The 22,245-nt window shown below is 69.9% G+C and carries 17 protein-coding genes; 8 read left to right on the top strand and 9 right to left on the bottom strand.

Annotation, left to right across the window (positions count from 1 at the left end; translation table 11 throughout):
* Window positions 1-166: 166 nt before the first annotated feature.
* Entirely contained in the window at window positions 167-859 is a 693-nt protein-coding gene (gene hpf, locus ACIQPR_RS18745; protein WP_019066020.1) for a ribosome hibernation-promoting factor, HPF/YfiA family, read from the top strand.
* A gap of 205 nt (window positions 860-1,064) precedes the next feature.
* Entirely contained in the window at window positions 1,065-1,808 is a 744-nt protein-coding gene (locus ACIQPR_RS18740) for a response regulator transcription factor (protein ID WP_026178126.1), read from the top strand.
* Window positions 1,809-1,820: 12 nt separating this feature from the next.
* Here the strand turns inward: ACIQPR_RS18740 and ACIQPR_RS18735 are convergent, their stop codons facing one another.
* Entirely contained in the window at window positions 1,821-3,008 is a 1,188-nt protein-coding gene (locus tag ACIQPR_RS18735; RefSeq protein WP_403649272.1) for a winged helix-turn-helix domain-containing protein, read from the bottom strand.
* A gap of 58 nt (window positions 3,009-3,066) precedes the next feature.
* Window positions 3,067-3,636, bottom strand: coding sequence for a GNAT family N-acetyltransferase (locus ACIQPR_RS18730; RefSeq protein ID WP_403649269.1), 570 nt, complete (start codon window positions 3,634-3,636; stop codon window positions 3,067-3,069).
* Between the two features lie 268 nt (window positions 3,637-3,904).
* Here ACIQPR_RS18730 and secA point away from each other — a divergent pair, with 268 nt between their 5' ends.
* On the top strand, window positions 3,905-6,721 hold the full coding sequence (secA, locus tag ACIQPR_RS18725; RefSeq protein ID WP_403649266.1) for a preprotein translocase subunit SecA: 2,817 nt from the start codon (window positions 3,905-3,907) through the stop codon (window positions 6,719-6,721).
* 163 nt (window positions 6,722-6,884) lie between these two features.
* Here the strand turns inward: secA and ACIQPR_RS18720 are convergent, their stop codons facing one another.
* Complete coding sequence (locus ACIQPR_RS18720; RefSeq protein ID WP_403649264.1) at window positions 6,885-7,268, bottom strand: Rv3235 family protein; 384 nt, start codon at window positions 7,266-7,268, stop codon at window positions 6,885-6,887.
* Between the two features lie 764 nt (window positions 7,269-8,032).
* On the opposite strand from ACIQPR_RS18720, the gene ACIQPR_RS18715 reads away from it, so the two are divergent.
* Both ACIQPR_RS18715 and ACIQPR_RS18710 read left to right on the top strand, forming a co-directional pair.
* Window positions 8,033-8,548, top strand: a complete 516-nt coding sequence (locus ACIQPR_RS18715; RefSeq protein WP_403649261.1) for a DUF6912 family protein — start codon at window positions 8,033-8,035, stop codon at window positions 8,546-8,548.
* An 86-nt stretch (window positions 8,549-8,634) separates the two neighbouring features.
* Window positions 8,635-9,300 carry an HAD family hydrolase gene (locus ACIQPR_RS18710; RefSeq protein WP_403649258.1) on the top strand — a complete coding sequence of 222 codons (666 nt, stop codon included), beginning with the start codon at window positions 8,635-8,637 and terminating at the stop codon, window positions 9,298-9,300.
* A 115-nt stretch (window positions 9,301-9,415) separates the two neighbouring features.
* Here ACIQPR_RS18710 and ACIQPR_RS18705 read toward each other — a convergent pair whose 3' ends face one another.
* On the bottom strand, window positions 9,416-9,982 hold the full coding sequence (locus ACIQPR_RS18705; protein WP_403649255.1) for a DJ-1/PfpI family protein: 567 nt from the start codon (window positions 9,980-9,982) through the stop codon (window positions 9,416-9,418).
* Window positions 9,983-10,583: 601 nt separating this feature from the next.
* Between ACIQPR_RS18705 and ACIQPR_RS18700 the strand changes: the two genes are divergently transcribed.
* Entirely contained in the window at window positions 10,584-15,515 is a 4,932-nt protein-coding gene (locus tag ACIQPR_RS18700; RefSeq protein ID WP_403649252.1) for an NAD-glutamate dehydrogenase, read from the top strand.
* A gap of 135 nt (window positions 15,516-15,650) precedes the next feature.
* A complete protein-coding gene (locus tag ACIQPR_RS18695; protein ID WP_403649249.1) occupies window positions 15,651-16,127 on the top strand; it encodes a GtrA family protein in 477 nt (158 codons plus the stop codon).
* Between the two features lie 6 nt (window positions 16,128-16,133).
* On the opposite strand, the gene ACIQPR_RS18690 is transcribed toward ACIQPR_RS18695, so the two are convergent.
* Window positions 16,134-16,982 carry an ABC transporter ATP-binding protein gene (locus ACIQPR_RS18690; RefSeq protein ID WP_403649247.1) on the bottom strand — a complete coding sequence of 283 codons (849 nt, stop codon included), beginning with the start codon at window positions 16,980-16,982 and terminating at the stop codon, window positions 16,134-16,136.
* A complete protein-coding gene (locus ACIQPR_RS18685) occupies window positions 16,975-17,892 on the bottom strand; it encodes an ABC transporter permease (protein ID WP_403649244.1) in 918 nt (305 codons plus the stop codon). The genes ACIQPR_RS18690 and ACIQPR_RS18685 overlap by 8 nt, the downstream gene beginning before the upstream one ends.
* Window positions 17,893-18,215: 323 nt before the next feature.
* Between ACIQPR_RS18685 and ACIQPR_RS18680 the strand changes: the two genes are divergently transcribed.
* Window positions 18,216-18,842: a TetR/AcrR family transcriptional regulator gene (locus tag ACIQPR_RS18680; protein WP_403649241.1), complete on the top strand. Its 627-nt coding sequence runs from the start codon at window positions 18,216-18,218 to the stop codon at window positions 18,840-18,842.
* Window positions 18,843-18,901: 59 nt separating this feature from the next.
* Here ACIQPR_RS18680 and ACIQPR_RS18675 read toward each other — a convergent pair whose 3' ends face one another.
* The 3 genes from ACIQPR_RS18675 to ACIQPR_RS18665 all read right to left on the bottom strand — a co-directional run bounded on the left by ACIQPR_RS18675 (window position 18,902) and on the right by ACIQPR_RS18665 (window position 22,169).
* Window positions 18,902-19,849 (bottom strand): ADP-ribosylglycohydrolase family protein, encoded by a 948-nt coding sequence (locus tag ACIQPR_RS18675; protein WP_403649367.1) that lies wholly within the window; start codon window positions 19,847-19,849, stop codon window positions 18,902-18,904.
* Window positions 19,849-20,829: a UDP-glucose 4-epimerase GalE gene (gene galE / locus ACIQPR_RS18670; protein ID WP_403649238.1), complete on the bottom strand. Its 981-nt coding sequence runs from the start codon at window positions 20,827-20,829 to the stop codon at window positions 19,849-19,851. The genes ACIQPR_RS18675 and galE overlap by 1 nt, the downstream gene beginning before the upstream one ends.
* Before the next feature lie 68 nt (window positions 20,830-20,897).
* On the bottom strand, window positions 20,898-22,169 hold the full coding sequence (locus ACIQPR_RS18665) for a glycosyltransferase 87 family protein (protein ID WP_403649235.1): 1,272 nt from the start codon (window positions 22,167-22,169) through the stop codon (window positions 20,898-20,900).
* Between the last annotated feature and the right edge of the window lie 76 nt (window positions 22,170-22,245).

Below are 22,245 nucleotides of genomic sequence, written 5' to 3'. Positions count from 1 at the left end.
CGTGCCGTGGGTTTTCTGCAATCACCGCGGCCATGGGGTGGAGATCTTGCCCATGGGGGAGGAGGAGGTGGAAGTCACCGAGTCCGAGGTTCCGGGGTGACCGGAGCCTGGTGCAAAAGGGAGACGCTCCGCAGCGAAGCGGAGCGATCCGGGAACGGAGTTCTGCGTGGACATCGTCGTCAAGGGCCGCAAGACCGAGGTGCCCGAGCGGTTCCGCAAGCACGTGGCCGAGAAGCTGAAGCTGGAGAAGATCCAGAAGCTCGACGGCAAGGTGATCAGCCTCGACGTCGAGGTGTCCAAGGAGCCCAACCCCCGACAGGCCGACCGTTGCGACCGGGTGGAGATCACGCTCCGCTCCCGCGGTCCGGTGATCCGGGCGGAGGCATCGGCCAACGATCCGTACGCGGCGCTCGACCTCGCGGCGGAGAAGCTGGATGCCCGGCTGCGCAAGCAGCACGACAAGCGTCACACGCGCCGCGGTGCCCGTCGGCTCACGGCCGCCGAGGTCCCCGACCACGTCCCGGGCGCGGCGACGCTCAACGGCAACGGCCACGCCGCCCCCGACGAGCAGTCGGACGGCGTGCCCACCAAGAAGATCGGCTCGCTGGAAGTGAAGGGCGAAGGCCCCCTCATCGTCCGCGAGAAGACCCACGTCGCCTCTCCGATGTCCCTCGACCAGGCCCTCTACGAGATGGAACTGGTCGGACACGACTTCTACCTGTTCGTCGACTCCGAGACCAAGGAGCCGAGTGTCGTCTACCGGCGGCACGCCTACGACTACGGCGTCATCCACCTCAGCACGGACCCGATGGTCACCCAGGCGCAACCGCCCGCGGCGGGCGGCACGTTGGGCGGCTGACCCACCCGGCGACAGCTGAGCCGGTGCCCCTGGAGCGCCTGTGCGCCCCCAGGGGCACCGGTGTGCGACCACTTCGCGCCCCGCTCCGTGACCGCACTGTCGTCCAGGCATGGAATCATGGCCGCACAGGGCCCAACCGGTGGGCCGCTGCCTTGGGTTGGCGATGGCGCAGGACCACAGGCCACAGCCTTCAGGGGGAGGAACGATGGCGGACAGCTTCGGACCGATGCATGTCGAGGATGCCGATGGCGTCGTCGCCATGGGCCCGGAAGCGGGCTCGACACGCAAGGAGCCCATCAGAGTCCTTGTCGTGGACGACCACGCCCTCTTCCGCCGCGGCCTGGAGATCGTGCTGGCGGCCGAGGAGGACATCCAGGTCGTCGGCGAGGCGGGCGACGGCGCCGAAGCCGTCGACAAGGCCGCGGACCTGCTGCCGGACATCGTCCTGATGGACGTGCGCATGCCGAAGCGGGGTGGCATCGAGGCGTGCACCTCCATCAAGGAGGTGGCACCCAGCGCAAAGATCATCATGCTCACGATCAGCGACGAAGAGGCCGACCTCTACGACGCGATCAAGGCCGGCGCCACGGGATATCTCCTCAAGGAGATCTCGACCGACGAGGTGGCCACCGCCATTCGCGCCGTGGCCGACGGACAGTCGCAGATCAGCCCCTCCATGGCGTCGAAACTGCTCACCGAGTTCAAGTCGATGATCCAGCGCACCGACGAGCGCCGGCTGGTGCCCGCGCCGCGGCTCACCGACCGTGAGCTGGAGGTTCTCAAACTCGTCGCCACCGGCATGAACAACCGCGACATCGCCAAGCAGTTGTTCATCTCCGAGAACACCGTGAAGAACCATGTGCGCAACATCCTGGAGAAGCTCCAGCTGCACTCCAGGATGGAAGCCGTCGTCTACGCGATGCGGGAGAAGATCCTCGAAATCCGCTGACCGCGACTACGGTCAGCGCAGCGCGGCGATCAACGCGCGGGTCACTTCCTTCGCCAGCGGCTGGTGCAGTTCCGGGGCGTCCACGCGCTCCAGCCGCACACTCATGCAGCCCACCCAACTCGCCGCCTCGACCAGGGCTTCGGCGACCGCCGGCACCGCCTTCGCACTGTCCAGAGTGACCTGCTTGGCCACCAGGGTCTCGCCTTCGCGGGCGGGGTCCACGCGGCCCACGAGCTGGCCACCCGCCAGGACCGGCATCGCGAAGTAGCCGTGGATCCGCTTCGGCTTGGGGACGTAGGCCTCCAGGCGGTGGGTGAACCCGAAGATCCGCTCCGTGCGCGCCCGGTCCCAGATCAAGGAGTCGAACGGCGACAGGAGCGTGGTGCGATGACGGCCGCGCGGAGCGTTCTCCAGGGCCGCCGGATCGGCCCAGGCCGGCTTTCCCCATCCCTCCACCGTCACCGGGACCAGACCCGAGTCGGCGATCACCGCGTCGACCTGCTCGCCCTTGAGACGGTGGTAGTCGGCGATGTCCGCGCGCGTGCCGACGCCCAGCGACCGGCCCGCGAGGCCGACCAGTCGGCGAAGGCACTCGGTGTCATCCAGCTCGTCGTGCAGCAGCGCCTCCGGGATCGCGCGCTCGGCGAGGTCGTACACCCGCTTCCAGCCGCGCCGCTCCACGCACACCACCTCGCCGTACATCAGCGCGCGCTCCACGGCGACCTTCGCGCCGGACCAGTCCCACCACTCGCTGGTGCGCTTGGCGCCGCCCAACTCCGTGGAGGTGAGCGGGCCTTCCACGCGGAGCTGCTTGATGACCTGGTCGTAGGTGCCGTCCGGGAGGTCGTGGTTCCAGTGCGGCCGGTCGCGGTAGGCGCGGCGGCGGAAGGCGAAGTGCGGCCACTCCTCGACGGGGAGGATGCAGGCCGCGTGGGACCAGTACTCGAAGGCGTGCGTCTGGGTCCAGTACGCGTCCTCGACCGTCTTGCGGGGGACGGCGCCGAGGCGGGCGTAAGGGATGAGTTCGTGGGAGCGGGCGAGGACCGAGATGGTGTCGAGCTGGACCGCGCCGAGGTGGCGGAGCACTCCGCGCACGCCCGCGCGGCGGTCGGGGGCGCCGAGGAAACCCTGTGCGCGCAGGGCGATGCGGCGGGCGTCGGCTGCCGACAGGTCGGTCGTGGGGCGCGGGGCACTCGTCATGTCTCCGCACGATAGAGGGTGCCACTGACAACGCGCGCTGACCTGTGGATTCGCCGGGCTACGGCCGGGCGGGCAGGTACGGCGCGGTCGAGGGCAGGCCCAGGTCGGAGGGGAGCAGGGAGGCGACCCAGCAGTCCCGTCGTACGCCCTTGTTGTTGATCGCGGAACGGAGGGTGCCCTCGACGATGAAGCCGGCGTTCTCGGCGACCGCGCGGGAGCCCTTGTTGCCGACCTCCGCTCGCCACTCCACGCGGTCGATCGACAGCCGGGTGAAGGCCCAGTGGGAGACGGCGACGGTGGCCTCCGTGATGTAGCCGTTGCCGCGGTACTGCTTGGTGGCCCAGAAGCCGACCTCGCCGACGCCCAGGGAGCGCATCGTGATGGCGAGCATGCCCGCCAGCTCCCCTTCGGGGAGAAAGACGCCGAAGGTGAACATCGAGCAGTTCGCCCAGCCTTCCGGGACCAGCTGCTCGGTGAAACTGCGCGCGTGCTCCGGGAGGTAGGGAGAGGGGATCGTCGTCCAGCGCTGGATCTCGGGGTCCTGGGCCGCGGAATACACGACATCGGTGTCCTGCGGGCCGACGCTGCGCAGGAGGAGACGGTCGGTCGTGAGCGTGACGGGTTCCATCGGCCGATTCTGCTCGGGGGCGCACAAGGACGCCATGCTTTTGCGCTGCGTGAGCGGGTGATCACATTTCGCGCAATTCCTCGGAACGACGCGGCACCATCGGTGACTCCCGGCCGTTGTCCCCTTTGAAGCGTTTTTGAAGTAGTGGACGGTCGGCGTCCCCAGCAGGCTCCCGGCGTGGCGGGGTCCTCGCATACGATGGCCGTTGCTCAGCCATGTCATTGGAAACCGACCGTCCCAGGCCCGACCGGCAAGGAGACCAACCCCCGTGTCCGTCCTCTCGAAGATCATGCGTGCAGGCGAAGGCAAGATCCTGCGCAAGCTGCACCGCATCGCGGACCAGGTCAACTCCATCGAAGAGGACTTCGTCGACCTCTCCGACGCCGAGCTGAAGGCCCTCACCGAGGAGTACAAGCAGCGCTACGCCGATGGTGAGACCCTGGACGACCTGCTGCCCGAGGCGTTCGCCACCGTGCGCGAGGCCGCCAAGCGCGTCCTCGGCCAGCGTCACTACGACGTGCAGATGATGGGCGGCGCCGCGCTGCACCTCGGCTACGTCGCCGAGATGAAGACCGGCGAGGGCAAGACCCTGGTCGGCACCCTGCCCGCGTATCTGAACGCCCTCTCCGGGGACGGCGTCCACCTCATCACGGTCAACGACTACCTGGCCGAGCGCGACTCCGAGATGATGGGGCGCGTCCACAAGTTCCTGGGCCTTGAGGTCGGCTGCATCCTCGCCAACATGACCCCGGCCCAGCGCCGCGAGCAGTACGCCTGCGACATCACCTACGGCACGAACAACGAGTTCGGCTTCGACTACCTGCGCGACAACATGGCGTGGTCGAAGGACGAACTGGTGCAGCGCGGCCACAACTTCGCGATCGTCGACGAGGTCGACTCGATCCTCATCGACGAGGCCCGTACGCCGCTGATCATCTCCGGCCCGGCCGACCAGGCCACCAAGTGGTACGGCGACTTCGCCAAGCTGGTCACCCGCCTGAAGAAGGGCGAGGCCGGCAACCCGCTCAAGGGCATCGAGGAGACCGGCGACTACGACGTCGACGAGAAGAAGCGCACGGTCGCCATCCACGAGGGCGGCGTCTCCAAGGTCGAGGACTGGCTGGGCATCGACAACCTCTACGAGTCGGTGAACACCCCGCTGGTGGGCTACCTGAACAACGCCATCAAGGCCAAGGAGCTCTTCAAGAAGGACAAGGACTACGTCGTCATCGACGGCGAGGTCATGATCGTCGACGAGCACACCGGCCGTATCCTCGCCGGCCGCCGCTACAACGAGGGCATGCACCAGGCGATCGAGGCGAAGGAAGGGGTGGACATCAAGGACGAGAACCAGACGCTCGCCACGATCACCCTCCAGAACTTCTTCCGCCTCTACAACAAGCTCTCCGGCATGACCGGTACGGCGATGACCGAGGCCGCCGAGTTCCACCAGATCTACAAGCTCGGCGTCGTCCCGATCCCGACCAACCGGCCGATGGTCCGCAAGGACCAGTCCGACCTGATCTACCGCACCGAGGTCGCGAAGTTCGAGGCGGTCGTCGACGACATCGCCGAGAAGCACGAGAAGGGCCAGCCGATCCTCGTCGGTACGACGTCGGTCGAGAAGTCCGAGTACCTCTCGCAGCAGCTCGCCAAGCGCGGTATCCAGCACGAGGTGCTGAACGCCAAGCAGCACGACCGTGAGGCGCCGATCATCGCCCAGGCCGGCCGCAAGGGCGCCGTGACCGTCGCCACCAACATGGCCGGCCGCGGTACGGACATCAAGCTCGGTGGCAACCCCGACGACCTCGCCGAGGCGGAGCTGCGGCAGCGCGGCCTCGACCCCGAGGAGCACATCGAGGAGTGGGCCCAGGCCCTGCCCGCCGCCCTGGAGAACGCCGAGCAGGCGGTCAAGGACGAGTTCGAGGAGGTCAAGGACCTCGGCGGCCTCTACGTCCTCGGTACCGAGCGGCACGAGTCGCGTCGTATCGACAACCAGCTGCGCGGTCGTTCCGGCCGTCAGGGCGACCCGGGCGAGTCCCGCTTCTACCTCTCTCTCGGCGACGACCTGATGCGCCTGTTCAAGGCCCAGATGGTCGAGCGCGTGATGTCCATGGCGAACGTCCCGGACGACGTGCCGATCGAGAACAAGATGGTCACCCGCGCCATCGCGTCCGCCCAGTCGCAGGTCGAGCAGCAGAACTTCGAGACCCGCAAGAACGTCCTCAAGTACGACGAGGTCCTCAACCGCCAGCGCGAGGTCATCTACGGCGAGCGCCGCCGCGTCCTGGAGGGCGAGGACCTTCAGGACCAGGTCGTGCACTTCATGGACGACACGATCGACGCGTACATCACCGCGGAGACCACCGAGGGCTTCCCGGAGGACTGGGACCTCGACCGCCTGTGGGGCGCGTTCAAGCAGCTCTACCCGGTGAAGGTCACCGTGGAGGAGCTGGAGGAGGCGGCCGGGGACCGGGCCGGTCTGACCGCCGAGTTCATCTCCGAGTCCATCAAGGACGACATCCACGAGCAGTACACGGGCCGCGAGGAGCAGCTCGGCTCCGAGATCATGCGTGAGCTGGAGCGCCGCGTCGTGCTGTCGGTCCTGGACCGCAAGTGGCGCGAGCACCTCTACGAGATGGACTACCTCCAGGAGGGCATCGGCCTGCGTGCGATGGCCCAGAAGGACCCCCTGGTCGAGTACCAGCGCGAGGGCTTCGACATGTTCACCGCCATGATGGACGGCATCAAGGAGGAGTCCGTCGGCTACCTGTTCAACCTGGAGGTCCAGGTCGAGCAGCAGGTCGAGGAGGTCCCCGTCGAGGACGCGCAGCCGACGTCCCTCGACAAGGAGGACACGGTGCCCGCGCAGGCGACCGCCCGTCCCGAGATCCGCGCCAAGGGGCTCGACGCTCCCCAGCGGCCGGACCGGCTGCACTTCTCCGCGCCCAGCGTGGACGGCGAGGGCGGCATCGTGGAGGGCGACTTCACCAGCGACGACGAGCCGGTGCGCTCCGAGGCGGACGGCCTCACGCGCGCGGAGCGCCGCAAGCAGGGGCGCCGTGGCAGCCGTCGTAAGAAGTGACGGTCGCTTCGCGGAAGTGACAGTCGTTCCGCGCGACGGGCGGTGAGGTGTGACAGGCGCCCCTGGGTGAGGGGTTGAGCCTGTTGGGCCGCTCCGCGCGGAGGGTTCTCGAAGGGCCGGGCATCGTGAAGGTGCCCGGCCCTTCGGCGTGTCCGTGCCGTCCTCAGTCGTCGTCCGGAGTGTGCGGGGCGCGTGGACCGCCAAGCTCCACCGCCGTGCAGCGCCAGCGGAGGTCGGTGCCCCGCTCCAGCCGGAAGGCCATGGCCCGCAGCTGGTCACCGGCACTGATTCGGGCGAAGGCCTCCACGGCGCCGGGGCCGGCGACGTAGTAGCCGATGTCGCGGACCACCGGGCGGGTGCCCCGGGTGGCACGCAGGGGGCCGTGCTCGGCGAGCCGGATCAGTTCGTCGTAGGCGCGGCCGGCGGTGTGCCGCAGCATCCAGTGGACGGGCCGCTGACCGCTCAGCACGGCGAGGAGCCGGTCCGCGAAGACATCGGTGGGGCGCGGCTGCGGAACACGTCCGGGGACGGCCTGGGCGGGCACCACGCGGGGTTCGGCGCGGTCGGTGACTCGGCCTGCCGGCGCGGTCGACGACGTAGGGGCAGTCCCGCGCCCCGGCGTCGGCGCGAGAGCCGTGGGCGCCGCGCTCCGGCCCGTAGCCCTCGTAGCCGATGTGCGGGCACCTTGACCCGCAGCGGTCGACGTACGGGCGCCTTGGCCCGGAGCGGCCGGCGTGCGGACGTCTCGACCCGGAGCCGCCGGTGGGCGGCCGTCTCCCGTGGCCTTGCGAACCGTGCCTCCGACGCCGTCCGACGGTCCGGGCAGGGGCAGGGGCTCGTCGCCGGTCGTCGTCGTACGGGACGGGGCTCCGGCCTGTCCGCGCGGTGATGCCGTTCCCGGGCGGCGTGGGTCGCGGCGGGTCGGGGGGCGGGTCGGGGTGTGCTGGGCGGTCCTGGTCATGACCTTGTGCATGGGGGTCCCCGTGTGGTCGGCCCGGGATGTACCGGGAAGTAACTTGCTGGTTGGGGATCTTGTACGGGGCCGGGGGTGAGGACGGCAAGCACGTGGTGGGGCGGGTCGGAGGGCTCGGACTGTTCACTTATCCGAGTGATCGCGAGGCCTCGAAGCCCATCGGTACAGGGGTGCCCAGGGTGAATTTCCGGCGTGGGGTGGACGCTTCCAGGGGTGCGGGTGGGGACTCGATGGGGGACACGCGCACGTATCCTGGAGGCCCTTCCGGAGGCATCGCACCGCCTTCCCCGTCGCACCGCCTTCCGCGAAGCACTCTCCGACTACGAAAGCGGCCAGCCATGCGCGTCTACGTCCCTCTGACCCTCCCCGGTCTCGCCGAGGCGTACAAGACGGGTGAGCTGGGGACGGGACCCTTCGTCGCGTACGCCGTCACGCCCGCGCTGCGCGAGTGGTATCTCTCCGACGACATCGAGGAGTTGGAGTACGCGGCGCTGAACCGGGCCGCGCTGGCCTCGCTGCGGCTGCTGGCGGCCGACGCCGACGCGCCGCGACGGCGGGTCGTGGTCGCCGTCGACGTGCCCGACGGCGCGGCGCACGCCGACCCCGACCGCGGCCTCGACCCGGCGGCGCTCGGCGAGGTGCGGGTCACCGGAACCGTGGCGCTGGCCAAGGCGGCGGCCGTGCACGTGGATCTGGGCGACGCGGAGAACGACGTGAGTGCCGCCGCCGACGCGCTCGCGGCGGCGGATCGCGGGGACGACGACGCGCAGTTCACCGTGGACGGGGCCGAGGACCACGAACTGCTCTGGTACGCGACGCAGGAGATCCCGAACCTCGTCGGGCTGGCCGACTGAGCCCGTCCGGCGCTGCCCATCCGGTCGGAAATGGCCGCTGACCTGCGATTCTCTTGATTGTCAGTGGCGGCGGGTACGTTTTTGGCATGGGGATGCAAGGAAGCGCGCACATCGTCTGGGACTGGAACGGCACGCTGTTCCACGACAACGACGCGGTCGTCGGAGCGACGAACGCGGCCTTCGCCGAGCTGGGGCTCAAGGCGATCACGGTGGAGGAGTACCGGACGCTGTACTGCGTGCCGGTGCCGAAGTTCTACGAGCGGCTGCTGGGGCGGCTGCCCACCGACGCCGAGTGGGAGGTCATGGACGACGTCTTCCACCGGTACTACGCCGAGCACCGGGTCACCTGCGGGCTGACCGAGGGCGCGGCGGAGCTGCTCGCGGGGTGGCGGACGGCCGGGCGCAGTCAGTCGATCCTGAGCATGTACGGCCATGACGAACTCGTCCCGCTGGTGCGGGAGTTCGGGATAGAACCGCACTTCATACGGGTCGACGGGCGTACGGGGCCCTCCGGCGGCAGCAAGGTCGAGCACATGGTGCGTCACCTCGGGGCGCTGGCCGGCGTGGACCCCGCGCGCACCGTGGTGATCGGCGACGCGACCGACGACGCCGTGGCCGCTCTGCACGTGGGCGCGCGGGCCGTGCTGTACACCGGCGGTTCGCACAGCCGGGCCAGCCTCGAAGTCGTCGGCGTGCCCGTGGTGGACTCGCTGGCCGAGGCCGTCGCGGAGGCGGAGCGGCTGGCGGCGTAAGGCAAGGCGTCCGGAGCCTGGCTGCACATCGCCCAGTCCTGTCCCGCCTCACCCCGCGTCCCACATCGTCCCGTCCCGCCTCGCCCGGCCCCGACGTCAGGTCACGTCATTCACCTCACGTCACCGGTGCCTTAGCCCGCAGCACCGTGAGGAACTCCCGCATCCAGCCGGGGTGATCCGGCCACGCGCGGGCGGAGACCAGGGTGCCGTCGACGACCGCCTCGGCGTCCTGGAAGGTCGCCCCGGCGGACTGCATGTCGAGTTCGAGGGCGGGATAGGCGGTGACGCGCCGGCCGCGCAGGCCGTCGACCGCGGCGGTGAGCAGGGGGCCGTGGCAGATCTGGGCCACGGGCTTGTCCGTGTCGAAGAAGGACTTGAGGATCTTGCGGAGTTCGGGATCGTTGCGGAGGTACTCGGGGGCCCGGCCGCCGGGGATGACCAGGGCCGCGTACTGGCCGGGATCGACCTCGGAGAAGGCGAGATCGGCGGGCCAGGTGTAGCCGGGCTTCTCGGTGTAGGTGTCGAAGCCGGGTTCGAAGTCGTGGACGACGAACCGCAGCTGCTTGCGCTCGGGGGCCGCGATGTGGACCTCGTAGCCCTCCTCGCGCAGGCGCTGGTAGGGGTAGAGGACTTCCAGCGACTCCGCTGCGTCGCCGGTGACGATGAGGATCTTCGCTGTCATGTCGGTGCGCTCCTCTGTGGCCGTTGCGGGCATCCGCGTCGGACGTCGGGGGCAACGTCCCGCGCGCCGGAGTACTTGCCAAGGGCCCTCGCCGCGCGGACATCCGTCACCGTCCCGACTGCCCTTGAATACGACGATTTCACTCTCTACGCCCCTGTGCATAACGTCAAAGTTCCACCCTCTGTTTTGTACACAACCGGCTCATGACGAGCCCCCGGTGAGGAGCGATAGCCTTGTGGCGTGATCAGCGCGATATTTCGCGGGGGCATCGGCGCCCCTGCTCCGCGCCCGGCGACCACGGACGACATCCGTGACCGGGCGGCGGTCGCTGGTCCCAGGGCCTGTCCCACAGGTCCGCGCGGGCGGGACGGAGCTCACAGGGCTCCCAGGACGCCGTGCACGCCCCGGGTACCGACGCGGCAGAGAGCAGCGTCACACCCTTCGGGCGTGTCGAGAATGGCTGATAACCCACCGCTCATCTCACCTTGCGGCATAGCGTCTGAGCAGACCGGACACCCCGGGCCGTGGCGTCGAGCCGCAGGGGAAGAGACCGAACTTCCTTCTACGTCACGCAACGGCGCGCGACAGGAGCCAGAGGACAATGCAGACCAAGCTGGACGAAGCCAAGGCCGAGCTGCTCGAAAGGGCCGCCCGGGTAGCTGAGAACAGCCCGGTCGGGGGGCACCTACCGACCGGGAAGACGGACGAGAGCACCCCGGACCGGGACACCGTGCTCGCGTTCCTCCAGCGCTACTACCTGCACACCGCACCGGAGGACCTCGCCGACCGCGACCCGGTCGACGTCTTCGGCGCCGCCTACTCCCACTACCGGCTGGCCGAGACCCGACCCCAGGGCACGGCCAACGTACGGGTCCACACCCCGACGGTCGAGGAGAACGGCTGGACGTGCAGCCACACCGTCGTCGAGGTCGTCACCGACGACATGCCCTTCCTCGTCGACTCGGTGACCAACGAACTGACCCGCCAGGGCCGCGGCATCCACGTCGTGATCCACCCGCAGGTCGTCGTCCGCCGCGACCTCACCGGCAAGCTCATCGAGGTGCTCACCGCCCCGCCCGCCGGCGAGCTGCCGCACGACGCGCACACCGAGTCCTGGATCCACGTCCAGATCGACCGGGAGACCGACCGCGCCGACCTCAAGCAGATCACCGCCGACCTGCTGCGCGTCCTGTCCGACGTCCGCGAGGCCGTCGAGGACTGGGAGAAGATGCGCGACCTGGCGCTGCGGATGGCCGACGAGCTGCCCGCCGAGCCGACCGCCTCCGACCTGCCCACCAACGAGGTCGGCGAGGCCCGCGAGCTGCTGCGCTGGCTGGCCGCCGACCACTTCACCTTCCTCGGCTACCGCGAGTATCAGCTCCGTGAGGACGACTCGCTGGCCGCGGTCCCCGGCACCGGCCTCGGCATCCTGCGCTCCGACCCGCAGCACGCCGGCGAGGACCACCACCCGGTGAGCCCGTCCTTCGAGCGGCTCCCGGCCGACGCCCGCGCCAAGGCCCGCGAGCACAAGCTCCTCGTCCTCACGAAGGCCAACAGCCGCTCCACGGTGCACCGGCCGTCGTACCTGGACTACGTGGGCGTGAAGAAGTTCGACGAGAACGGCGAGGTCGTCGGCGAGCGCCGCTTCCTGGGCCTGTTCTCCTCCGCCGCCTACACCGAGTCCGTCCGCCGGGTCCCCGTGATCAGGCGCACGGTCGACGAGGTCCTGGAGGGCGCCGGCTTCTCGCCCAACAGCCACGACGGACGCGACCTGCTCCAGATCCTGGAGACGTACCCGCGCGACGAGCTGTTCCAGACCCCGGTCGACGAACTCCGCTCGATCGTCACCTCGGTGCTCTACCTCCAGGAACGCCGCCGGCTGCGCCTGTACCTGCGCCAGGACGAGTACGGCCGCTACTACTCGGCCCTCGTCTACCTCCCGCGCGACCGCTACACCACCGGCGTACGCCTCCGGATCATCGACATCCTCAAAGAGGAACTCGACGGCACCAGCGTCGACTTCACCGCCTGGAACACCGAGTCGATCCTCTCCCGGCTGCACTTCGTGGTCCGCGTCCCGCAGGGCACCGAACTGCCCGAGCTGTCCGACGCCGACAAGGACCGCATCGAGGCCCGTCTCGTGGAGGCCGCCCGCTCCTGGGCCGACGGCTTCGGCGAGGCGCTGAACGCCGAGTGCGGCGAGGAGCGCGCGGCCGAACTCCTGCGCAGCTACGGCAACGCCTTCCCCGAGGGCTACAAGGCCGACCACACCCCGCGCGCCGCCGTCGCCGACCTGGTCCACCTCGAACAGCTCACCGAGGAGCAGGCCTTCGCCCTGAGCCTCTACGAGCCGGTGGGCGCCGCCCCCGACGAGCGCCGCTTCAAGATCTACCGCAAGGGCGCCTCGGTCTCCCTCTCGGCCGTGCTGCCGGTCCTCAGCCGCCTGGGCGTCGAGGTCGTCGACGAGCGGCCGTACGAACTGCGCTGCTCGGACCGTACGTCGGCGTGGATCTACGACTTCGGGCTGCGGATGCCCAAGTCGCAGAACGGCAACGGGGACTACCTGGGCGACGACGGCCGCGAGCGGTTCCAGGAGGCGTTCGCCGCGACCTGGACCGGACAGGCCGAGAACGACGGCTTCAACGCCCTCGTGCTGAGCGCCGGCATCGACTGGCGGCAGGCGATGGTCCTGCGCGCGTACGCCAAGTACCTGCGGCAGGCCGGTTCGACCTTCAGCCAGGACTACATGGAGGACACCCTCCGCAACAACGTCCACACCACCCGGCTGCTCGTCTCCCTGTTCGAGGCGCGCATGTCGCCGGACCGGCAGCGCGCCGGGCGCGAGATCGTCGACGCCCTCCTCGAAGAGGTCGACGCGGCGCTCGACCAGGTGGCCAGCCTCGACGAGGACCGCATCCTGCGCTCCTTCCTGACCGTCATCAAGGCGACCCTGCGCACCAACTTCTTCCAGCAGGCACGCGACGGGCACGCGCACGCGTACGTCTCGATGAAGTTCGACCCGCAGGTCATCCCGGACCTGCCCGCGCCGCGCCCGGCGTACGAGATCTGGGTGTACTCGCCGCGCGTCGAGGGCGTGCACCTGCGCTTCGGCAAGGTCGCGCGCGGCGGGCTGCGCTGGTCGGACCGGCGCGAGGACTTCCGCACCGAGATCCTCGGCCTGGTCAAGGCGCAGATGGTGAAGAACACCGTCATCGTGCCGGTCGGCGCCAAGGGCGGGTTCGTCGCCAAGCAGCTGCCCGACCCGGGCGTGGACCGGGACGCGTGGCTGGCCGAGGGCATCGCCAGCTACAAGATGTTCATCTCGGCCCTCCTCGACATCACCGACAACCTGGTGGCCGGCGAGGTCGTCCCCCCGGCGGACGTCGTCCGGCACGACGAGGACGACACCTACCTGGTCGTCGCCGCCGACAAGGGCACCGCGACCTTCTCCGACATCGCCAACGGAGTCGCCGAGAGCTACGACTTCTGGCTCGGCGACGCCTTCGCCTCCGGCGGCAGCGCGGGCTACGACCACAAGAAGATGGGCATCACCGCGCGCGGGGCCTGGGAGTCCGTCAAGCGGCACTTCCGGGAGCTGGGCGTCGACACCCAGACCGAGGACTTCACGGTCGTCGGCGTCGGCGACATGTCCGGTGACGTGTTCGGCAACGGCATGCTGCTCAGCGAGCACATCCGTCTGGTCGCCGCCTTCGACCACCGGCACATCTTCCTCGACCCGACCCCGGACGCGGCCGTCTCCTACGCCGAGCGGCGCCGCATGTTCGAGCTGCCGCGCTCCAGTTGGGCCGACTACAACACCGACCTCCTGTCGGCCGGCGGCGGCGTCTTCCCCCGTACGGCCAAGGCGATCCCCGTCAACGCGCACGTCCGCGAGGCCCTGGGCATCGAGGACAAGGTCGCCAAGATGACCCCGGCCGACCTGATGCGGGCCATCCTCAAGTCGCAGGTCGACCTGCTGTGGAACGGCGGCATCGGGACGTACGTCAAGGCGAGCACCGAGTCCCACGCGGACGTCGGCGACAAGGCCAACGACGCGATCCGCGTGGACGGCGCCGACCTGCGGGTCAAGGTCGTGGGCGAGGGCGGCAACCTGGGGCTGACCCAGCTCGGCCGGATCGAGTTCGCCCAGCAGGGCGGCAAGATCAACACGGACGCGATCGACAACAGCGCGGGCGTGGACACCTCCGACCACGAGGTGAACATCAAGATCCTGCTCAACGGCCTTGTCACCGAAGGTGACATGACGGTCAAGCAGCGCAACAAGATCCTCGCCGAGATGACCGACGAGGTCGGCGCGCTCGTCCTGCGCAACAACTACGCGCAGAACACCGCGATCGCCAACGCGCTCGCGCAGTCCAAGGACATGCTCCACGCCCAGCAGCGCTTCATGCGCACCCTGGTCCGCGAGGGCCACCTCGACCGGGCCCTGGAGTTCCTGCCCACCGACCGCCAGATCCGCGAACGCCTCGCCCAGGGACAGGGGTTGACCGGTCCCGAGACGGCCGTCCTGCTGGCGTACACGAAGATCACGGTCTCGGACGAGCTGCTGCACACCACGCTCCCCGACGACCCCTACCTGCGCAGCCTGCTGCACGCCTACTTCCCGACGGCGCTGCGCGAGAAGTTCGCCGAGCAGATCGACACCCACGCGCTGCACCGCGAGATCGTCACCACGGTCCTGGTCAACGACACGGTCAACACCGGCGGTACGAGCTTCCTGCACCGCCTCCGCGAGGAGACCGGGGCGTCCCTGGAGGAGATCGTCCGGGCGCAGACCGCGGCCCGCGCGATCTTCCACGCGGCCGAGGTGTGGGACGGCGTCGAGGCCCTCGACAACACCGTCGAGGCCCCCGTCCAGACCCGCATCCGGCTGCACTCGCGCCGTCTGTGCGAGCGCGGCACCCGCTGGCTGCTCAACAACCGGCCGCAGCCGCTCCAGCTCGCCGAGACCGTCGAGTTCTTCGGCGAGCGCGTCGAGCAGGTCTGGTCCCAGCTGCCCAAGCTGCTGCGCGGCGCGGACCTGGAGTGGTACCAGCAGATCTACGACGAGCTGACCGGCGCCGGCGTCCCCGCCGAACTCGCCACCCGCGTGGCCGGCTTCTCCTCCGCCTTCCCGGCGCTCGACATCGTCTCGGTGGCCGACCGCACGGGCAAGGACCCGATGGACGTCGCCGAGGTCTACTACGACCTCGCCGACCGCCTGCACATCACCCAGCTCATGGACCGCATCATCGAGCTGCCCCGCGCGGACCGCTGGCAGTCCATGGCCCGCGCCTCCATCCGCGAGGACCTGTACGCGGCGCACGCGGCCCTGACCGCCGACATCCTCTCGGCGGGCAACGGCACCTCGACCCCCGAGCAGCGCTTCAAGGCCTGGGAGGCGAAGAACACCGCCCTCCTCGGCCGCGCCCGCACCACCCTGGACGAGATCCAGGGCTCCGAGATGTTCGACCTCGCCAACCTGTCCGTGGCGATGCGCACCATGCGCACCCTCCTGCGGACACACTCGTAGTCCCTACGACAGTCCGTTCGTAGTCCCTACGACGGCACAGGCGCCCCGGGCCGCAGTGGCTCGGGGCGCCTTTTCATGGGGTGCCTTAGGGGTAATCAGGAGATCCGCTTACCCGGCCCCGCTAAGCATGATGAGGTGACTCCGAACCTCACCGAGGAGCGCGTGACCGCGCCCGTCCGGCCGGTGCCCAAGGTCGTCCTGGAAGTCGTGAAATTCGGGATCGTCGGCGGCAGCGGCGTCTTCGTCAACTTCGCGGTCTTCAACGCCCTGCTGCACGGCCTGCGCTGGCCCGCCATGCTCGCGACGGTCCTGGCCAGCTGCGTCGCGATGGGCGCCAACTACCTCGGCTTCCGCTACTACACCTACCGCGACCGCGACGCCCCCGACGCCCGCCGCATCGCCCTGTTCTTCGTCTTCAGCGGCATCGGCGTCCTCATGGAGAGCGGCCTCTTCTACGTCGGCTACCACGGACTGGGCCTCCACGGTCCGCTGGAGGCGAATCTCGTGAAGGCCCTGTCGATCGTGCTCGCGTCGGCGTTCCGCTTCCTGGTCTACCGCACCTGGGTGTTCCAGGACGACGACCTTCAGATGGACGCTCGGAAGTACTCCTAGACGCTCCTAGGCGGCCGGCTCCTTGGGCTTGTCGGCGCCGCCCGTGAAGTTCTCGTAGGCCTCCAGGACGTGCTCCGTCGGCCCGTCCATCCGCAGCTCGCCGCGCTCCAGCCACAGCACGCGGTCGCAGGTGTCGCGGATCGACTTGTTGTTGTGGCTGACCAGGAACACCGTGCCCGCGTGCTGCCGCAGCTCGCGGATCCGCTCCTCGGAGCGCCGCTGGAACGACCGGTCGCCCGTCGCCAGCGCCTCGTCGATCAGCAGGACGTCGTGGTCCTTGGCGGCGGCGATGGAGAACCGCAGCCGGGCGCCCATGCCGGAGGAGTACGTCCGCATGGGGAGCGTGATGAAGTCGCCCTTCTCGTTGATCCCGGAGAAGTCGACGATGCCCTGGTAGCGCTCCTTGACCTGCTCGCGGGACATGCCCATGGCCAGGCCGCCGAGGTAGACGTTGCGCTCGCCGGTCAGGTCGCCCATCAGCGCCGCGTTGACGCCCAGGAGGGAGGGCTGGCCGTGGGTGTAGATACGGCCGTTCTCGACCGGGAGCAGGCCCGCGACCGCCTTGAGCAGCGTGGACTTGCCGGAGCCGTTGGTGCCGATGAGCCCGATCGCCTCGCCCTTGTAGGCGACGAAGGACACCTTCTTGACCGCGTGCACCGTGCGCACGCCCGCCGCCTTCTCGGCCTTCTCGCGGCGCAGCATGCGGTTGAGGGCGGCGGTCGCGGAGCCGCGTCCGGCGCCGGTCCCGTTGACCCGGTAGATGATGTCGACGCCGTCGCAGACGACGGTCGGGATCGTGCTGTCGGCGGCCACGCGGGTCCGCTCGGTGGTGTACTCGATGGTCTGCTCAGCCACGGCCGTACGTCTCCTCAGCCTTCCAGAAGTAGATGAAGCCGCCGACGCCGGCGATCAGCGCCCAGCCCGTCGCCGCCGCCCACACGTGCGGGGGGAGCTGGCTGGAGTGGAAGCTGTCGATCAGCGCGTAGCGCATGAGGTCGATGTAGACGGCCGCCGGGTTGGTCTCCAGGGCGACCACCACCAGGTGCGGCAGGTCGTCGGCCTTGGTCAGCTTGTCGATGCTCCACATGACACCGGACAGGTACATCCAGGTGCGCAGGATGAACGGCATCAGCTGGGCGATGTCCGGAGTCTTCGCGCCCATCCGCGCCATGACCATCGAGACGCCCGCGTTGAACGTGAACTGGAGGAACAGCGCGGGGACCACGAGCAGCCAGGAGACGCTGATCGGCACGCCGAAGCAGATCAGGATGACGATGAGGGCCGCCATCGAGAACAGCAGCTGCTGGAGCTGCTGCAACGCGAACGAGATCGGCAGCGCGGCCCGCGGGAAGTGCAGCGCCCGGACCAGGCCGAGGTTGCCGGAGATCGCCCGGGTGCCCGCCATGATCGAGCTCTGCGTGAACGTCCAGATGAACACGCCCGTCACCAGGAACGGGATGTAGTCCGGCACGTGCTTCTTGGTGCCCAGCAGCACACCGAAGATGAAGTAGTACACCGCCGCGTTCAACAGCGGCGTCATCACCTGCCAGACCTGGCCCAGCTTCGCCTGGCTGTACTGCGCGGTCAGCTTGGCGGTGGCGAACGCGGTGATGAAGTGGCGCCGCTCCCACAACTGCCGGACGTATTCGGGCAGGGAGGGGCGGGCGCCGCTGACCGTGAGGCCGTGGCGGGCGGCGAGTGCCGCGAGGTCGTCTTCGTCGGCCGGGGCCGGCGAATGGGGCGGTGTGTGGAGGACCTGGCTCACATCCGCTGCTTTCGCTCGGGGGGAGGGGGTGCGTGCGTCCGGCTGCCGTGTTCCGTTGCCCGGCGTTTCCTTACGCTTCTCTTTACATTCTCTTACGTCGGGACGGGACCGTATCGTCGCAACGTGAGCGTAGGCCGATTTGGCGTCGGAACGCAACCGTTTCGTCGTGACGGATGTGATCGGGCCGTTAGCGTCGCCGGGTTTGCGTCGGGACGGGTCCGGTGCGTCGGTACGTGCCGGACCGGACGGGTCCGTTTCGTCGCGACGCGCCCCACCCGCGTCGGAACGCAACCGTTTCGTCGCAACGCCCCTATGCTTGAGCTATGACGACGAACGCCGACGAGCCCCAGACACGTCAGCGCCGCCGCACCCCCGCCGGTGCGGCCGTACTCCGCGAGGATGTGACCGAAGCCATCCGGGCGGCGGTCTTCGAGGAGCTGGCGGCGGTCGGGTATGCCCGGATGTCGATCGAGGGGATCGCGCGCCGCGCGGGGGTGGGCAAGACGGCGGTGTACCGCCGCTGGCGTTCCAAGCTGCACCTGGTGCTCGACGTCGTGTCGGCGATCGCGGTGATGGGGCTGCCAACGCCGGACACCGGTTCCCTGGAGGGCGACCTCCGGATGCTGTACGAGGTCACGTCACGCGCTCTCCGGCACCCCGTCGCCTCGCAGATCATCCCGGACCTCCAGGCCGAGGCGGCCCGGAACCCGGAGATCGCCGACGCGATGCAGAAGGCGCTGCGCGAGGGCCAGGAGGGCGTGGCCAGCAAGATCCTCGCGGCGGCGGAACACCGTGGGGAGATCCGCCCCGGCATGGACGAGGACCTGGCGCTGGACCTCATCTCCGGCCCCCTGTACTGGCGTGCCGTGGTGATCCGCAGCCCGAAGCTCCCGAAGGGCTACCTGGGGGCGCTGGCCCGCGCCACCACGGAGGGGCTGAAGGCGCTGTAGGGCGCGACCGGCCCGGCGGGCCCGAGGCGGTGCGGGCCCGCCGCGACCGGTCCGGCGGATCACTCGCCCTCTCGGTCCAACCGTCTTGCCAGATGGCTCAGTTCGGGCGCTCGCAGCACCCGCCCGCCGAACCCCGGCAGGGGTACGTGCAGGACCTCGCTCCAACGCTCGGGGATCGCCCCGCTCCCGTACACCGCCCCGGCGAGTCCGCCCGTGACGGCGGCGACGGTGTCCGTGTCGCCACCGAGGTCGATCGCGGCGCGCACGGCGTCCTCATAAGAGGAGGTCGCCCGCAGGGCCCAGACGGCGGAGCCCAGGCAGGGCCAGACGGCGCCGTTGAACTCCGTCGCCAGGTCGGGATGCCAGCCGGGGGAGAGGACGGTCGCGTACCGCTCGCGGTGGCCGGGGTGGACGTACCCGAGGGTCTCCTCGACGGCGTCGAGCGGATCGTGGCCCTCCAGGGCTACGCGCACCAACTCGTGGAGGACGGCGGTGCCTTCCCAGGCCGCGCGGTCCCCGTGGGTGAGGGCGGAGATGTGGCGGGCCGCGTCCATCGTGGCGTCCCGTCCCGCGCGCGAGAAGTACACGGCGGACGGCGCGGCGCGCATCAACGCACCGTTCCCGGCGCCCCGTTGACTGGTCTGGAAGTGCAGGGCGGCGGCCAGGTCCCAGGGGTCGCCGCCGCTCAGCACGGCCTCGGTCTGGAGGCCGATGTCCTTCGGGTCGGCGGTCGCCCAGCGCCGGAACCGCCCGAACATGTCCGGGAGTCGGAGTCCGCCGCACTCCAGCAGCGACTCCGCGACGAGTACGGCCATCTGCGTGTCGTCGGTGGCCTCGCCCGGGTCCCAGCCTCCGCCCCCGCACATCTCGCCGCCGTCGCCGGGCGCCGGGAACCGGGTCGAGAAGGCTCCTTCGGGGCCGAACTCGAAGGGGGCGCCCAGCGCGTCGCCCACGGCGGAGCCGAGGACCGTGCCCACGGCGCGTTCCGTCCTGGAGCGGGTGTGCATCAGGACCGCGCGGCCCCCGGGTGCAGCCGCAGCCACCCCTCCCAGGCCGACGCGATCATGTCCTGGACGTCGTGCTTGGCCTTCCAGCCCAGTTCGGTGGTGATGCGGTCGGCGGAGGCGACGACGCGGGCCGGGTCGCCGGGGCGGCGGGGATGGACGGTCGGGGGACGGTCGTAGCCGGTGATCGCGTTGATGCGGTCGATCATCTCGCGGACCGAAACGCCTTCCCCGCTGCCGATGTTGAGGGTCAGGGCGCGGCCGGGGGAGGCCTGGAGGGCGCGGGCCGCGGCGACGTGGGCCTCGGCCAGGTCGACGACGTGGATGTAGTCGCGGACGCAGGTGCCGTCCGGGGTGGCGTAGTCGTCGCCGAAGATGCGCGGGGGCGCGTTCTCGGTCAGCCGCTCGAAGACCATGGGGACGAGGTTGAAGACGCCGATGTCGGCGAGTTCGGGGGCGGCGGCCCCGGCCACGTTGAAGTAGCGCAGGGACGCCGTGGAGAGCCCGGTTGCGCGGCCCGTGGCGCGGACCAGCCACTCACCCGCGAGCTTCGTCTCGCCGTACGGCGACATCGGCACGCACGGCGTCTCCTCGGTGACGAGTTCCACGTCCGGCATGCCGTAGACGGCCGCCGAGGACGAGAACACGAAGGAGGGGACGCCGGCCGTGGTCACCGCCTCCAGGAGGACGCGCAGGCCCTCGACGTTCTCCCGGTAGTAGTGCAGTGGCCGGTCGACCGACTCGCCGATCTGCTTCTTCGCCGCCAGGTGGACGACTCCGGTGACGTCCTGGTCGGCGAGGGTGCGGGCCACGAGCTCCGCGTCCAGGGTCGAGCCCCGCACCAGGGGGACGTCGTCGGGCACACGGGCGGGGACGCCGGTGGACAGGTCGTCGTAGACGACCACCTGTTCGCCCGCCTCGGTCATCGCCCTCACGACGTGTGCCCCGATGTAGCCCGCTCCGCCGGTGATCAGCCAGGTCATGTGCCGCCGTCCCCTCCGTCACTCGATCCGTGGAGGCGCGTCCCTCACGCTCCCCGGGCCTCAGTCAATCAGGCGCCGGAGTGTGCCGCGGTCAACCGCTGGGACTCCTCGTGCGGGCCGGCGGGCCGCACGCGCGCGTGCGGGGTCGCCGGGACCTGCCTCGACGACCGCCACAGACGGACGAAGGAGAGGACGGCCGCGGCGGCCAGCAGACCGTTGCGCGCGACCATCAGGGCGCAGCCCGTCCACGTGCTGTGGATGACATCGCCGTACAGGGCGGGGAACTCGACGGAGCTGATCGCGGTCGCCGCCACGATCAGCGCGGCCACCGGGCGCTGCACGGTGCGCCGGGAGGTCAGACAGACGGCGGCGAGGCCGAGCAGCCAGATCATGTACTGGGGGCTGATCACCCGGCTGGTCACGGTGAACAGCAGGACGGCGCTCAGCGCGGCGTCGTAGGGCGTCGCCTCGGTCCAGCGGCGGGCCCGGACCCGCCACAGCAGCAGGATGCCGAAGGCGACCGCCGTGAGCGCGAGGGAGGCGTCGGCGACGGCGGTGACGTGCGGTCCCGTGAACTCCATCGCGCCGTACTGGTAGCGCGCCCGGCCCGGCCAGCCGACGTGGGTCGCCAGACCGAGGAGCGTGCCGCCCAGTGACTCGATCTGTACGCCCCTGCCGCCCTGTTGGCGCAAGAAGGCGAAAGGATTGTTGAACAAGGCCACGAGCATCATGAGCGACAAGACCCCGGTCCCCACCGCCCACGACCACACCGACCGCGTCGCCCGCCCCCGCGGCACCCCCAGCAGCACCAGCGCCGGCCACACCTTCACCAGCGCGCCCAGCGCCGCGAACGCCCCGCACGCGCGCGGGGAGCGCGACAACGTCAACAGGGAGATGACGGCGAACGCCGTGACCTGCACGTCGTAGCGGACCAGCGGCATGTGCAGGAGGAGGGGGAGGCAGGTGATCCAGTAGGCGGCGCCGCGCAGGCTGTGGCCGGGGCGGGTGCCCGCGCGGGCCAGGACCGCGGTGATCAGCGCGTCGGTGGCGACGGTGAAGGCGACGAACGCCTGGAAGTACGTCAGGCCCGGCAGCAGCGCCGGCGCCAGCAGGACCGGTCCCGCCCCCGGCGGGTACTGCCACAGGTGGTCGTGGGCCGGGAACGCGCCCTGCGACAGGACCCCGTACCAGTGGTAGTAGAGGCGCCACACCTCCCGGGCGACCGCGCCCCGGCCGAGCAGGGGCAGGCCGTTGTACGCGAGGAGCAGCAGCATCCCGGCGCGGGTGGCGAGCCAGGCGAGCGTGAGGACGAGGAGGCGGTGTCTGCGGGCGGCGTTCATCAAGGCGGATCGTAAGCCGGGTGAATGCCGCATGAATGCTAATACACCGTCAATCGTTGGTAAGAGCCCGCTTACA

The organism is Streptomyces sp. NPDC091280, from assembly GCF_044768565.1.
Lineage (GTDB): Bacteria > Actinomycetota > Actinomycetes > Streptomycetales > Streptomycetaceae > Streptomyces.
This window is presented reverse-complemented; position numbering and strand designations above follow the sequence as displayed.